This is a genomic window from Chryseobacterium sp. G0162, assembly GCF_003815715.1.
In the GTDB taxonomy this organism is placed as follows: Bacteria; Bacteroidota; Bacteroidia; order Flavobacteriales; family Weeksellaceae; genus Chryseobacterium.
Genome location: NZ_CP033922.1, coordinates 199,632 through 212,893, shown reverse-complemented (window position 1 = coordinate 212,893; position 13,262 = coordinate 199,632). Strand labels below are relative to the sequence as shown.

The 13,262-nt window shown below is 37.0% G+C and carries 12 protein-coding genes; 7 read left to right on the top strand and 5 right to left on the bottom strand.

Annotation, left to right across the window (positions count from 1 at the left end):
• The 5 genes from EG344_RS01080 (at nt 1) to EG344_RS01060 (ending at nt 7,577) form a co-directional block, all read left to right on the top strand.
• Nucleotides 1-1,554: a RagB/SusD family nutrient uptake outer membrane protein gene (locus EG344_RS01080; protein ID WP_123907887.1), complete on the top strand. Its 1,554-nt coding sequence runs from the start codon at nt 1-3 to the stop codon at nt 1,552-1,554.
• A 2-nt stretch (nt 1,555-1,556) separates the two neighbouring features.
• Nucleotides 1,557-2,981, top strand: a complete 1,425-nt coding sequence (locus EG344_RS01075; protein WP_123907886.1) for a glycoside hydrolase family 30 protein — start codon at nt 1,557-1,559, stop codon at nt 2,979-2,981.
• Between the two features lie 10 nt (nt 2,982-2,991).
• Nucleotides 2,992-5,214, top strand: a complete 2,223-nt coding sequence (bglX, locus tag EG344_RS01070) for a beta-glucosidase BglX (RefSeq protein ID WP_123907885.1) — start codon at nt 2,992-2,994, stop codon at nt 5,212-5,214.
• 76 nt (nt 5,215-5,290) lie between these two features.
• Entirely contained in the window at nt 5,291-6,100 is an 810-nt protein-coding gene (locus tag EG344_RS01065; RefSeq protein WP_123907884.1) for a family 16 glycosylhydrolase, read from the top strand.
• Nucleotides 6,101-6,137: 37 nt separating this feature from the next.
• Nucleotides 6,138-7,577 (top strand): glycoside hydrolase family 30 protein, encoded by a 1,440-nt coding sequence (locus tag EG344_RS01060; RefSeq protein WP_123907883.1) that lies wholly within the window; start codon nt 6,138-6,140, stop codon nt 7,575-7,577.
• 81 nt (nt 7,578-7,658) lie between these two features.
• Here the strand turns inward: EG344_RS01060 and EG344_RS01055 are convergent, their stop codons facing one another.
• Together EG344_RS01055 and EG344_RS01050 are read right to left on the bottom strand one after the other, a co-directional pair.
• Complete coding sequence (locus EG344_RS01055) at nt 7,659-8,468, bottom strand: enoyl-ACP reductase (protein ID WP_045496151.1); 810 nt, start codon at nt 8,466-8,468, stop codon at nt 7,659-7,661.
• A 120-nt stretch (nt 8,469-8,588) separates the two neighbouring features.
• Entirely contained in the window at nt 8,589-8,888 is a 300-nt protein-coding gene (locus tag EG344_RS01050) for a hypothetical protein (protein ID WP_123855610.1), read from the bottom strand.
• 138 nt (nt 8,889-9,026) lie between these two features.
• Between EG344_RS01050 and EG344_RS01045 the strand changes: the two genes are divergently transcribed.
• Nucleotides 9,027-9,584 carry a DNA-3-methyladenine glycosylase I gene (locus tag EG344_RS01045; RefSeq protein ID WP_123907882.1) on the top strand — a complete coding sequence of 186 codons (558 nt, stop codon included), beginning with the start codon at nt 9,027-9,029 and terminating at the stop codon, nt 9,582-9,584.
• A 256-nt stretch (nt 9,585-9,840) separates the two neighbouring features.
• Nucleotides 9,841-11,115 (top strand): hypothetical protein, encoded by a 1,275-nt coding sequence (locus tag EG344_RS01040; protein ID WP_123907881.1) that lies wholly within the window; start codon nt 9,841-9,843, stop codon nt 11,113-11,115.
• Between the two features lie 194 nt (nt 11,116-11,309).
• Here EG344_RS01040 and EG344_RS01035 read toward each other — a convergent pair whose 3' ends face one another.
• The 3 genes from EG344_RS01035 to EG344_RS01025 are packed head-to-tail and all read right to left on the bottom strand — an operon-like array spanning nt 11,310 to nt 13,185.
• Entirely contained in the window at nt 11,310-11,822 is a 513-nt protein-coding gene (locus EG344_RS01035) for a hypothetical protein (protein WP_123907880.1), read from the bottom strand.
• 6 nt (nt 11,823-11,828) lie between these two features.
• A complete protein-coding gene (locus EG344_RS01030; RefSeq protein WP_123855614.1) occupies nt 11,829-12,683 on the bottom strand; it encodes a nucleoside phosphorylase in 855 nt (284 codons plus the stop codon).
• Between the two features lie 19 nt (nt 12,684-12,702).
• Nucleotides 12,703-13,185: a hypothetical protein gene (locus EG344_RS01025; RefSeq protein WP_123907879.1), complete on the bottom strand. Its 483-nt coding sequence runs from the start codon at nt 13,183-13,185 to the stop codon at nt 12,703-12,705.
• Nucleotides 13,186-13,262: the final 77 nt, after the last annotated feature.

Here is a 13,262-nt window from a genome sequence, read left to right as displayed (position 1 = left end):
ATGAAAAATAAAAGTTTTATATATAAAGGGCTTGCTGTAACTTTTTTGGCAGGTCTGAGCTTTAGCAATATTGCTTGTAGTGGTTCTTATCTGGATGAGGTACAGAATTCAGGAGCTTTTAAAACAGAGACTTATTTTCAGAATGAGAGACAGTCATTTAGTGCACTGGTTTCTGTATATGATATTTTAAGAAAATATTCCGGGGGATTTGAGAATACAGTTACCTTTTTTAATGCCGGATCTGATGATTTTTATTCCGGAGGTGGAAATTCTAATGACGGGGCAGGTATTCAGGGAATCAATAATTATTCACTAAACCCTAATACAATGCCTGCAAGCTATTGGAGAGATTATTATCAGGGTATAGCACGTGCCAATCTTTTAATGGAGAGAGTGTCCGGAGCGAATATGGATGAAGGTCTCAAAAAACGATACAGTGCCGAAGCAAAGGTTTTAAGGTCTTTATATTACTTTGAATTGGTAAGGATGTTTGGAAATATTCCTTTGGTTCTTAAGAGTGTAAAATTTGATGATGATTATTGGAACATTCCACAGGCAAAACCAGGCGAAGTCTATACGCAGATAGAAAACGATATCATTGCTGCACTTCCTGATCTTATGTTAATAGCTACGGGTAATGATAGAGGAAGAGTTACACAGGGAACAGCCAGAGCAATATTAGGAAAGATCTATCTTTATGATAAGAAAATGCCGGAAGCCGCAGCACAATTTGAACAGGTGAACGGTACACCGGGAGGTACCAGCCAATATGGATACAAATTGGTAGCAAATTATGGAGATTTATTTAAAGTAGGGCCAGAAACGGTAGATCCTTATAAGTTTTCAACGGAATCTATTCTGGAAGTTATGCATACCAACAAAGGGAATTCTGACTGGGGTTTCTGGGGACAGGGAAAAGATGAAGGAAACTCTATCAATGCAATGCTGGGACCCCGTTCTTATTCCATTAACAAAAAGATTAAAGATAATGATGCTCCTGATTTATATCCGGGGTGGGCATTTAATACAGTGACTGAAGACCTGTTTAATTTTATGCAGGATGACCCGCGAATGAATGCAACTATTTTTAATATGAAACCGTTGTTAGCAGAGGATAAGGTTACTTATAGCCCTGCATTTTCAGATACCGGATATTTTTTAAATAAATATTTACCTACCAATGATTTGAAAAGTTCACTTCCCGGAGCAGCGGAACTCAACTTCAGACAAAATTATGTAGCCATAAGATTAGCTGACACCTATCTTATGGAGGCAGAGGCTTTGGGAGGATCAGGAGCGAGAGCTCAGGCTTTATTGGATGCGGTAAGAGCAAGGGTAGGATTAAGCTCGGTTCCGGTTTCTATGCAGGCAATAAAAGATGAAAGAAGGAGAGAACTTGCCGGTGAAGGACACCGATGGTTTGATCTTGTAAGATGGGGTGATGCTCCTATAAAGCTTGCGTTCAAAGGATTTAAAGCTGGTAAAAATGAAATTTTACCCATTCCGTTTAATGAATTGCCGAATACAGCGTTGCACCAAAATCCGGGATATTAAATATGGAGTTTCACAACTTATATAGTTTCTTTAAAGGTACTGCACTGCTTTGCGGTGTGGTACTTTTTCCTTTATCGTGTACCTCAGTTACTCAGAATAAAGGAAATGAAGTGAATTACTGGCTTACTAAAGGAGATGAAAGTGTAAGGTTACAGTTTCAGACCCCCATCAGATTTGTAAATACATCTAATAGCCTTCAGAATATTGAAATTGATGATACCCAAAAGTTTCAATATGTTGATGGTTTCGGATATACATTGACAGGAGGGAGTGTTGAGGTGATTAACCGTTTATCTCCAGCGAAAAGAAAGGATCTGTTGAATGAACTTTTTGGAAACGATAAAAATTCTATTTCCATTAGCTATCTGAGAGTAAGCATTGGAGCTTCAGATCTTGATGGGGAAGTTTTTTCCTATGATGATCTTCCGGAAGGGCAGACTGATGTTTCTCTTTCCAAGTTTAGTTTAGCAAAAGATAAAGCTCTGATTGCTATGTTGAAGGAAATTTTAGCTATCAATCCTAAGATTAAAATTATTGCAGCTCCGTGGTCAGCCCCGGTTTGGATGAAAGATAACGGAAAGACAAAAGGAGGGAGTTTAAAACCTGAATTTTATGAAACGTATGCCCGCTACTTTGTAAAGTATATTCAGGGAATGCATAATGAAGGAATTACTATTGATGCCATCACTCCTCAGAATGAACCTTTACATCCGGGAAATAATCCGAGTTTGTATATGCCATCAGAAAAACAGAGAGATTTTATTAAGGGGTATTTAGGACCTGTTTTTAAAGAAAACAATGTCAAAACGAAGATTGTTGTATACGATCATAATTGTAACAAACCTGAGTATGCTCTTGATATTTTAAAAGATCCTGAAGCCTATCAATATATTGACGGTTCCGCTTTTCATTTATATGAAGGTGATATTTCAGCATTAAGTACAGTACATAATGCCTTCCCGGATAAGAATCTCTATTTTACTGAGCAGTGGACAGGTTCAAAAGGAACTTTCAATGAAGACCTGAACTGGCACATGAAGAATGTAATTATCGGATCCATGAGAAACTGGAGCAGAATAGCTCTGGAATGGAACCTGGCTAATGATTCAAAATATGGTCCCCATACAGACGGTGGATGTACGGAATGTAAAGGGGCAATAACCATTGCAAACAATGAGAATTTTACCAGGAATGTTGCCTATTATATTGTAGCACATGCCTCTAAGTTTGTACCTGCAGGATCTCAACGTATTGCTTCAACCCAGACAAAATATTTATCAACTGCAGCATTCAAAACTCCAACCGGAAAAACGGTGCTGATTGTTCAGAACGATAGTAAAGAAATTGAAAATTTTAATATTAAATTTGCCGGAAAGATCGCTACAGTAAACATTCCTGGGCAATCTGCCGCAACTTATATTTTTTAACCGAATAAGTATGAAAAGAGTTTATTTCTTACTGGCATTCTCAGCACTTGGAATGAATGTCTACGGACAGAAAACAACAGATCAGAAAGTCGCAGAGCTTTTGTCTAAAATGACACTGGAAGAAAAAGTAGGGCAGATGGTGCAATATAGTGGATTTGAATATGCCACAGGGCCTCAACATTCTAATTCAGCTGCAGTGTTAGAAGAAATAAAAAAGGGAAAAGTGGGCTCTATGCTGAATGTTGCCGGAGCAGAAGAAACCAGAGCATTTCAGAAGTTGGCCATGCAATCCCGATTGAAAATTCCTTTATTGTTCGGACAAGATGTTATTCATGGATACAGAACTACTTTTCCTGTTAATATTGGACAGGCTGCAAGTTGGGATCTGGGAATGATAGAAAAATCAGAAAGAATTGCTGCTACAGAAGCCTCTGCTTATGGTATTCACTGGACTTTTGCCCCGATGGTAGATATTGCCAGAGATCCTAGGTGGGGAAGAGTGATGGAGGGTTCAGGAGAAGATACTTATCTGGGAACTCAAATCGGATTGGCAAGAATTAAAGGATTTCAGGGGAAAGGATTAGGAAATCTTGATGCGGTTATGGCTTGTGCAAAACATTTTGCAGCCTATGGTGCAGCGGTAGGCGGCAGAGATTATAATTCTGTTGACATGAGCCTTAGGCAATTGAATGAAACTTATCTTCCGCCCTTCAAAGCTGCTGCCGAAGCAGGAGTGGCTACGTTTATGAACTCTTTCAATGACATCAATGGAATTCCAGCTACTGCCAATCAATATATCCAAAGAAATTTATTAAAAGGAAAATGGAATTATAAAGGTTTTGTGGTTTCGGACTGGGGCAGTATTGGGGAGATGATTCCTCACGGATATGCAAAAGATGGTGCTGAAGCCGCTGAAAAAGCAATTCAGGGAGGCAGTGATATGGATATGGAAAGCAGGGTATATATGGCAGAACTACCGAAACTTGTTAAAGAAGGAAAAGTTGATCCTAAACTAGTAGATGATGCCACAGGAAGAATTTTAACCAAAAAATTCGAGATGGGGCTTTTCGACGATCCTTACCGATTCAGCAATGAAAAAAGACAAAAAGAACAAACTAATAACCAGGAAAACAGAAAATTCGGAAGGGAATTCGGGTCTAAAAGTATCGTTCTCCTTAAAAATAAGGACAATATCCTTCCGCTTTCAAAAACAGTAAAAACAGTGGCTTTGATTGGTCCGTTTGGAAAGGAAACCGTAGCCAATCATGGGTTTTGGTCTATTGCTTTTAAAGATGATACCCAACGAATTGTTTCACAGTTTGATGGAATTAGAAATCAGCTCGATAAAAACTCTACCTTATTATATGCAAAAGGCTGCAATGTAGATGATCAGGACAAAACGATGTTTGCAGAAGCAATAGAGACCGCCAGAAAAGCAGATGTGGTGATTATGACTTTAGGAGAGGGACATGCGATGAGTGGTGAAGCAAAAAGCCGAAGTACTATTGGCTTTTCCGGAGTACAGGAAGATTTGTTGAAAGAAATTGCCAAAACAGGAAAACCAATTGTGCTCATGATTAATGCAGGAAGATCTTTGATTTTCAACTGGGCGGCAGACCATATTCCGGCTATTGTTTATACCTGGTGGCTGGGAACAGAAGCGGGAAATTCTATTGCCGATATTCTTTTTGGAACCGTAAATCCTGGTGGAAAGCTTCCTATGACTTTCCCGAGAACTGAAGGGCAGATTCCAGTGTATTATAATCACTATAATACGGGAAGACCTGCAAAAAATAATACGGACAGAAATTATGTTTCAGCATATATCGATCTTGACAACGATCCGAAATTTCCATTTGGATTTGGGTTAAGCTATACAAATTTTGTCTATTCCGATATGGTTTTGAGTTCTGAAAACCTGAAAGGAAATCAGAGATTGACCATAAATGTTACAGTTTCCAATACCGGGAAATATGATGGTGAGGAAGTGGTGCAGCTTTACATAAGAGATCTTTTTGGAAAAGTAGTAAGACCTGTAAAAGAATTAAAAGGATTTAAAAAAATATTCATTAAGAAAGGAGAAGCTAAAAAAGTAGAATTTACATTAACTCCTGAAGATCTGAAATTTTTTGATGACGAACTGAATTTTGACTGGGAAGCAGGTGAGTTTGATATTATGGTGGGAACCAACTCTCAGAATGTACAAACTAAAAGAATTAATTGGGTGAAATAAATATTTAGTAAGATCGGGCTTTGGCCTGGTCACAATAAACTAAAGAAATAAAGAGGCTTTAGCAAAAACTAACAATATGAATATTAAATTTCGAAATACCATTCAATTTTGTGCAGCAGGAATATTAGCCTTATTTGTGTCGAATTGTGCTTCCAATAAAGCAGATTCCGGGAGAAAACTGATCTGGAGTGATGAATTTAACGGAAAAGGCCATCCGGATTCACTAAAATGGAACTACGATGTGGGTGGTAATGGCTATGGAAATGATGAAGCTCAGTTTTATACCAAAAACAGACTGGAAAATGCCCGTATGGAAAATGGAAACCTTGTTATTGAAGCTAAAAAAGAAAATTGGGAAAATAATGCATACACTTCTGCCAGACTTTTAACCAAAGGAAAATTTTCTTTTCAATATGGAACGATAGAAGTGCGTGCAAAGCTTCCGAAGGGCCGGGGAACATGGCCGGCGATCTGGATGATGAGTGAAAATATGAAAAAATGGCCGGATGATGGTGAACTTGACATTATGGAACATGTAGGATTTAATCCAGGATACATCCATGCTTCGGTACATACTAAAAAATACAATCATATTCTGGGAACTCAGAAGACAGATACTTTGATGGTAAAAGATGTAAGCGAAAAATTCCATGTGTATAAAGCAGATTGGACACCGGAAAAGATAGAGGTTTATATTGATGATCGGAAATTTTTCACATATGAAAATAAAGAAAAAACCTATGAAGCATGGCCTTTTGACCAGCCTTATTTTATCATTTTAAATCTGGCAGTAGGCGGTTTCTGGGGCGGAAAAGAGGGAATAGATGAGAATATCTTTCCACAAAAGTATTATATAGACTATGTAAGAGTCTATCAAAATAAATAATGAAAAAGAGGACATACGGTCCACAAACAAAAAAATCATGAGAAAACTAATTGTAAGTTGTTTTGTAATCGGGATTGCCATCAATGTCAATGCCCAGAATTATTGGAAAAAGCATGAAGGAAAAACAGCTAAGGTCATTGTTACCAACTCTAAAGTGAATGAAAGAATGGTAGATAAAGGTCCCGTAAAATTTGAGCAGTTCGGACAGCCCAAAGAAACGGAAGCCTGTATTTTTGTAGCTCCTGGTTTTAAATATCAAAAGCTGATCGGAATTGGAGGGGCTATTACGGATGCATCCGCAGAGACATTTTATAAAATGCCAAAAAACAAACAAAAAGAAATTCTGGAGGCTTATTTTGGGAAAAATGGATTGGGATACACTGTGGTGCGTACCAATATGAACTCTTGTGACTTCTCCAGTGATTCCTATACCTATGTAGAAGATCATGATACTTCTTTGAAAACATTCAACCTTGCTCATGACGAAAAGTATAAAATTCCAATGATTAAGGAAGCTCAGAAGGCAATCGGAAACAATTTTACATTTTATTTCTCCCCATGGAGCCCACCGGCCTGGATGAAGTCCAATAAAAGTTTATACAAAGGAGGGAGATTGGAAAACCAATATTATCAGACCTGGGCAGATTATTATATTAAATTCATTAAAGAATACGAAAAAAGAGGAATTAATGTTTGGGGGTTAACCGTTCAGAATGAACCTATGGCGACCCAATCCTGGGAATCATGTATTTATACTGCTGAAGAAGAAGGGGAGTTTTTGAAAAACCACCTCGGTCCAACCCTTTGGAAAAACGGGTATAAAGATAAAAAAGTAATGATCTGGGATCACAACAGAGACCTGATCTATCAAAGAGCAACTACCACACTTGGTGATCCTGAAACTTCAAAGTATGCTCATGGAATCGGCTATCACTGGTATGAAACCTGGAATAATAAAACTCAGCTATTTGATAACCTCGCAGAAACCCACAGAGCTTTTCCGGATAAGTTCCTTGCTTTCACGGAAGGTTGTAAAGAACAGTTTGCTATGGACAGGATTTACGATGTAAGTCTTGGTGAACTGTACAGCAAAAATATGCTGAACGATTTTAATAAAGGAAATGCTTTATGGACAGACTGGAATATTCTTCTGGATGAAACCGGAGGCCCCAACCATAAAGGAAACTTTTGTTTTGCTCCTATCATTGCCGATACGAAAACAGGAGAGGTATTTTATACTTATGAGTATTACTACATCGGACACGTTTCAAAATACATCAAACCTAATGCTCAAAGGATAGGCTCATCTTCCAACAGAGCGGCATTGACATCTTCTGCTTTTATGAATGAAAACGGTCAGCTTGTTACTGTGATTATGAATGATTCCGATAATGATATCGAAACAAATCTTTGGATTGAAGGGATGGCAGCTAAGCTAAATGCCCCGGCACACTCTATACAAACCGTAATTTTATAACATCATATTAACATTATTTTAAGCAGGATCGGCGGCCTCGTAGAGGCCGCCGATCTTTATTTTATCATATAGTAAATGCTATTATTCAGCATCATATTTACCAATCACTTTCTGAGTAACCCCTGAACTGCTGAATCCTCCATCATGGAAAAGATTCTGCATCGTTACTTTTTTAGTAAGATCAGAGAATAAAGTTACACAATAGTCTGCACATTCAAGAGCTGTAGCATTTCCTAGTGGAGACATGTCTTCAGCGTAACCAAGGAATCCTCCGAAACCTTTCACACCGCTACCTGCAGTGGTCATTGTTGGAGACTGAGAAACCGTGTTAACACGTACTTTTCTTTCTCCCCAGTAATTTCCGAAAGTTCTTGCGATACTTTCCAGATAAGCTTTGTTATCAGACATATCGTTGTAGTCCGGGAATGTTCTCTGAGCTGCAATATAAGTAAGTGCCAGGATGCTTCCCCATTCATTCATACAGTCTTTCTCCCAAGCCACACGCATTACTTTATGGAAAGAAACTGCTGAAATATCCCAGCCTTTTTCCAACCAATCGTAATTCATTTCCGTATAATGTTTTCCTTTTCTTACGTTGATAGACATTCCGATGGAATGAAGGATAAAGTCGATTTTACCAAATTTTGCAACAGCAGCATCAAAAAGTTTCTCAAGATCTTCTATAGAAGTAGCATCTGCAGCAATCACTTCAGAACCTGTTTTTTCAGCTAAACCATTAAGTTCTCCCATTCTCAAAGCGATAGGAGCATTAGATAAGATGAATTCTGCACCTTCCTCATGACATCTCTCAGCAACTTTCCATGCGATAGATTGTTCATTAAGGGCTCCAAATATAATTCCCTTTTTGCCTTTAAGTAAACCGTATGACATAATTTTTTAATGTTTATTGAAATACAAATGTAGCAATAATTGTGGTTATGACATAATAAAAATGGAGCCTTATCAATTATAAGACCCCATTTTCTTGAAAATATTTATATGACTGAAATTTTAATTCGTTTTCTTATTCCATTCTGCCTTCACATCCTCTGCTGCATCTTTTGTTTTTTCCCACGCTTCATCCGCTTTATCCTTAATATCTTCCCATGCATCGGATACATTAGCTTTTACCCTGTCCAACCAGTCTTCCTGTTTGGCTTCTTCGTCATTATTTCTTTTTTCATTAATATAGTCTTTGGCTCTGTCTGCCAATTCATTGATTTTCCATTTGGCTTTGTCCGATGCATTCTGTAAAGAATTTTCTACATTGTTTACTGCATTTTCCGCTTTGTTATAATCTGAATTGTTCATAATAGTATAAATTTGGTTTGGTAGTATTGAATAAACAATAACCATTCCTAAAATCAGATGGCTTTGTTAAACTTTTCATAATCTTTTGTTATATTTTTATAAATCAACCTTACCTTTATCCTACAAAATTTGATAATTATGGAAAAAATGCGTTGCGGGTGGTGTGAAAAAGATGATCTTTACAGGAAATACCATGATGAAGAGTGGGGAAAGCCCGTTTACGATGATGAAACTATTTTTGAATTCCTTATTCTCGAAAGTTTTCAGGCAGGTTTGAGCTGGTATACCATCCTTTCTAAAAGAGAAAATTTCAGAAAAGCATTTGATCATTTTGATTATCATAAAATCGCTGATTATTCTGAAAAGAAAATAGAAGAGTTGATGAATAATTCAGGAATTATTAGAAACAGACTTAAAATATTAGCTACAATAACCAATGCTCAAAAATTTATAGAAGTTCAGAAAGAATTTGGAAGCTTTTCAAAATATATCTGGGGATTTATTGGGGGAATTCCCATTGATAATACCCCAAAAACTTTAGCGGATATCCCCGCAACCACAGAAGTTTCGGATATAATTTCCAAAGATCTGAAGAAAAGAGGATTTAAATTCGTTGGCTCAACAGTTATTTATGCCCATATGCAGGCAACAGGTATGGTCAATGACCATATAGAAACTTGTTTCCTTAGAAGGTGATAAATTGTATTTTATTCAATTTTTTGTGATGTTTTTTATTGAAAGTGTAATATCTGGTTTTCATTGAGGTATCCTTTTGATTGCCAAAACATGAATGGATAAATAGATATGTAAGGTATTGTAAGGGAGTATTTTTCATCTTTGTGTGAGTATGAATTGTTTTAGTCACATCAGAGTGTTTTAAATTATTAAATTTATAATAAAAGTATTGTTTTATTAAAAAGTTTGTATATTTGCACCTCCAAAAACATAGGTGATGCAAGGAAATTATAAATTAAGATTTAGTCTTCTCTTTTTACTCTTTTCACTTTTTATATATGCTCAGGTTGGTATTGGTACTCCAAGTCCTGATACCTCTGCTATGCTTCATGTAAGTGCTAAAGATAAAGGAGTACTTCTTCCAAGTATTGCTTTGACCTCAGATACGGATGTTGCTACAGTGCCTTCTCCCGCAGATGGCCTTATTGTATGGAATAACGGTAAAGCTGGATTAACAGAAGCTGGATTTTATTATTGGTTTGCTTCCAAATGGAATAAACTTTCAACGTCTGCCAGCACTAATAAAGGTAATGATGGCACCGGATGGAACACAATAGGAGAGAATGCCGGAACATACAGTGGAGCCAATACTACTTTATCTTTAGGTACAAAAACTATGGATGACCTGGTCTTTAAAGTCAATGCTGCCACAGCGGGAAGATTAGGAGTAGATAACTCTGTAAGTTTCGGATTGGGAGCGAACGCTGGTCAGAACGGAATTGCCATTGGAAGTTCAAGCTCTGCATTTCAGGGGATTTCCATTGGTAGTGCAGCAGCAGTTACTGCGAATGATGCCTTGGCTATAGGAAATAAATCAACAGCAGGAGCTTTTAAGTCAACAGCTATTGGGTACAATGCCCAAACCAGTAAAAATGAATCCACAGCGATTGGTAATAATGCCTCAGCAGGAGGTTTTCAATCTATTGCAGTGGGATATAATGCAAAAACAAATACAAACAGTGAAACTGCTTTAGGATATAACACAGTTACCAATAAAGAAAACTCTACAGCAGTAGGATCAGAAGCAAATGCTCTGGGACAATTTTCAACTGCGATAGGATATGGAGCAACTACCTCACAGGCCAATGCTATAGTGTTGGGGAATAATAATGCAAATGTAGGCATTGGCACGGGGGCTCCGAATACTTCTGCAAGATTAGATGTGAACGGACAGTATAAACTTGGAGAAAAAGGGAGTGTACAGAAAAACCAGATCAGTTTTGAAGTATGGCCCGGTGTTTCCATTAATAATATGCCTCCGGGAAAATCTGCTACACTGGAAATTGCTGTTCCATCAGGGTTTCAGCCAGGTTCAACAAGAGCCGTTGTAGTGGTTTCACCTGCCGGAGATTTTGCGGGGAATTCAACGTTTTCGATTTCTAATCCAAGAATGACTTCCACTTCAAGTATTGTAATTAATCTTACCAATATTTCAGGAAGTGCAAACAGTCTCTACTCAAGTCATTTTTATGTGATGATTAATGAGTTTTAAATTTGATAATAAATTTTTATTATAGTTGATATGGTGTTAAAGACCTCCGGTTTTGGAGGTCTTTTCTTTTTAATTATTAGGTATGATAAATATGATTAGCCAAATGTTTTTTTAAATATTGACCTATAAAAAATCCTCCGGGATAATCTCCGGAGGATTTTATTTAATAGAATCAGCATACACTATTCCATTGTTTATCTAAAATATTCCTTTTCCGCAAAACTATAGGCATGAAATTTATCCATTCCTATCCAGTTGAAATTAAGTCCAATTTTTTCGCGGTATTTTTCAATATTAGCGTAGTTCATTTTAGAAAAATCATTTTCATCAAAAACAATGGAATCTTTTATGATTTTACCATCCAATACGGCCAGAAAATAATCATCCATTGGCATGCTGGCAAAATCTGCAGTGTGTTCAATGATGAAATTCCTGATATCATGATCTTCAATGAGTTTTATGATATCTAAAACGGTGTGTTTTTCATCTGTATCCCATAAGATCAGATCATCAGGTTGATATTGCTTGAAATAGCTAAATAGATCTTGCGCTGTTTCATATTGGTAAGCATCTTCAATCAACCAGGAAATAGAAGAGCCCATAATGTCGAAAGGAACAAACAGGACATCTCTGATCTTAAAATGAACAATGTCTTTATCCAATTCAAGAGGTTGATCGGTGATCAAGCAAGTGATGTCCTGTCCCATAAATATTTATTTAATAATTCTGTCAAGAACCCAGGTAATAAGGTTTTTCTCAGAATTGTGGTGGTCTGTAGAGAACTCTCCACGTCTTCTGTTAGCCACTACGTTATTTACGGTAATAGCTTTGTGTCCTAATAGTTTTGAAAATGCATAGATCGCGGAAGTTTCCATTTCAAAGTTTGTAACTCCAAGGTCGTTCAGTGTTTCAAGGAATTGGTCATCTACCGCCTTTAGACGAAGCTGTCTTCCCTGGGGAGCATAGAATCCCGGGAATGTAGCCGTATTTCCGTGGTATTTGGCATCTTTGTAATATTCACCCATTTCTTCTGCCCAGTCTGAGAAGTACAACATAGGTTTGATTTTTTCATAAGGAAATCTCTCCATGAAGCTTTTTGAAAACTCATTCTCAAAGCTGTAGTCTTGGTAGAAGTGCATTAAACCATCTAATCCTACTACGTTTTGGGTAACCAGCATATTATCAACCTGTACATCAGGATTTACACTTCCACAGGTTCCCATACGGAATAATTCAAGGGCTTTGTGCTCTGTTTTGAATTCCTTATTTTTAAGATCGATGTTTACTAAGGCATCCAGTTCGTTCATTACGATATCGATGTTTTCTGTTCCGATACCCGTAGACATTACTGTGATTCTTTCCCCACGAAGCGTTCCTGTATGCGTGTAAAATTCTCTTTTATTTTTTTTGATTTCTACGGTGTCAAAGTATTTTGAAACCTTTGCTACTCTGTCCGGGTCACCCACAAGAATAATTTTATCAGCAATATCTTCAGGTAAAAGATTCAAGTGGTATACACTTCCGTCTTCATTCAGAATAAGTTCTGAAGCAGCAAGTTTGTTTAGCATAATTTATATTTTTTTGTTTTTAATTAATGAAAATTGCTTCTTTATAAGGGGAAGCCATAAGTTGGTAAATAGAATCATATTCTTCAACAATCCTTTTTTGACCGTCCATTATCTCATATACGGTAACAACAGTTTTTTCAAAGTTTTTCGGATCCTTTCTCTGTGAAGTAATTTCATAAAAATGATTATCTTTTTTAAGAACAGAAACCAATTCTTCTTTGGTTGAATTATTAGAAGACATCATTCCTGGAAATTCCATAACAACGTCTTTAAGTTCTCCATAGTTTTTATAAGGTTTGGTGATTCCGTTAGAATATACATACACATTGGGTACTGCTTTATCCTGTTCCAGACGGATCAGATAATAGTCATTTCCTTTTTTCTCAGCGTATATAGCCATTTCCTGTTGTTTTGCAGATTTTTCTGCTTGCTTTTTCTTTTGTGAAAATGCAGTAAGCGAAAGGAAACTTGCTGCAACAGCAAACAATAGTTTTGTTTTCATACTTCTATTTTAGTTTTGATGTGTTGAATTTAATTAAAAAAATCCTCTCCCAATAACCTCTCGCCATTATTTTACCG

Coding starts and splice junctions, on each gene's coding strand:
- bglX (WP_123907885.1), top strand. CDS start 2,992: ATGAAAAGAGTTTATTTCTTACTGGCATTCTCAGCACTTGGAATGAAT.
- EG344_RS01060 (WP_123907883.1), top strand. CDS start 6,138: ATGAGAAAACTAATTGTAAGTTGTTTTGTAATCGGGATTGCCATCAAT.
- EG344_RS01030 (WP_123855614.1), bottom strand. CDS start 12,683: ATGCTAAACAAACTTGCTGCTTCAGAACTTATTCTGAATGAAGACGGA.
- EG344_RS01035 (WP_123907880.1), bottom strand. CDS start 11,822: ATGGGACAGGACATCACTTGCTTGATCACCGATCAACCTCTTGAATTG.
- EG344_RS01025 (WP_123907879.1), bottom strand. CDS start 13,185: ATGAAAACAAAACTATTGTTTGCTGTTGCAGCAAGTTTCCTTTCGCTT.
- EG344_RS01050 (WP_123855610.1), bottom strand. CDS start 8,888: ATGAACAATTCAGATTATAACAAAGCGGAAAATGCAGTAAACAATGTA.
- EG344_RS01080 (WP_123907887.1), top strand. CDS start 1: ATGAAAAATAAAAGTTTTATATATAAAGGGCTTGCTGTAACTTTTTTG.
- EG344_RS01075 (WP_123907886.1), top strand. CDS start 1,557: ATGGAGTTTCACAACTTATATAGTTTCTTTAAAGGTACTGCACTGCTT.
- EG344_RS01065 (WP_123907884.1), top strand. CDS start 5,291: ATGAATATTAAATTTCGAAATACCATTCAATTTTGTGCAGCAGGAATA.
- EG344_RS01040 (WP_123907881.1), top strand. CDS start 9,841: ATGCAAGGAAATTATAAATTAAGATTTAGTCTTCTCTTTTTACTCTTT.
- EG344_RS01055 (WP_045496151.1), bottom strand. CDS start 8,468: ATGTCATACGGTTTACTTAAAGGCAAAAAGGGAATTATATTTGGAGCC.
- EG344_RS01045 (WP_123907882.1), top strand. CDS start 9,027: ATGGAAAAAATGCGTTGCGGGTGGTGTGAAAAAGATGATCTTTACAGG.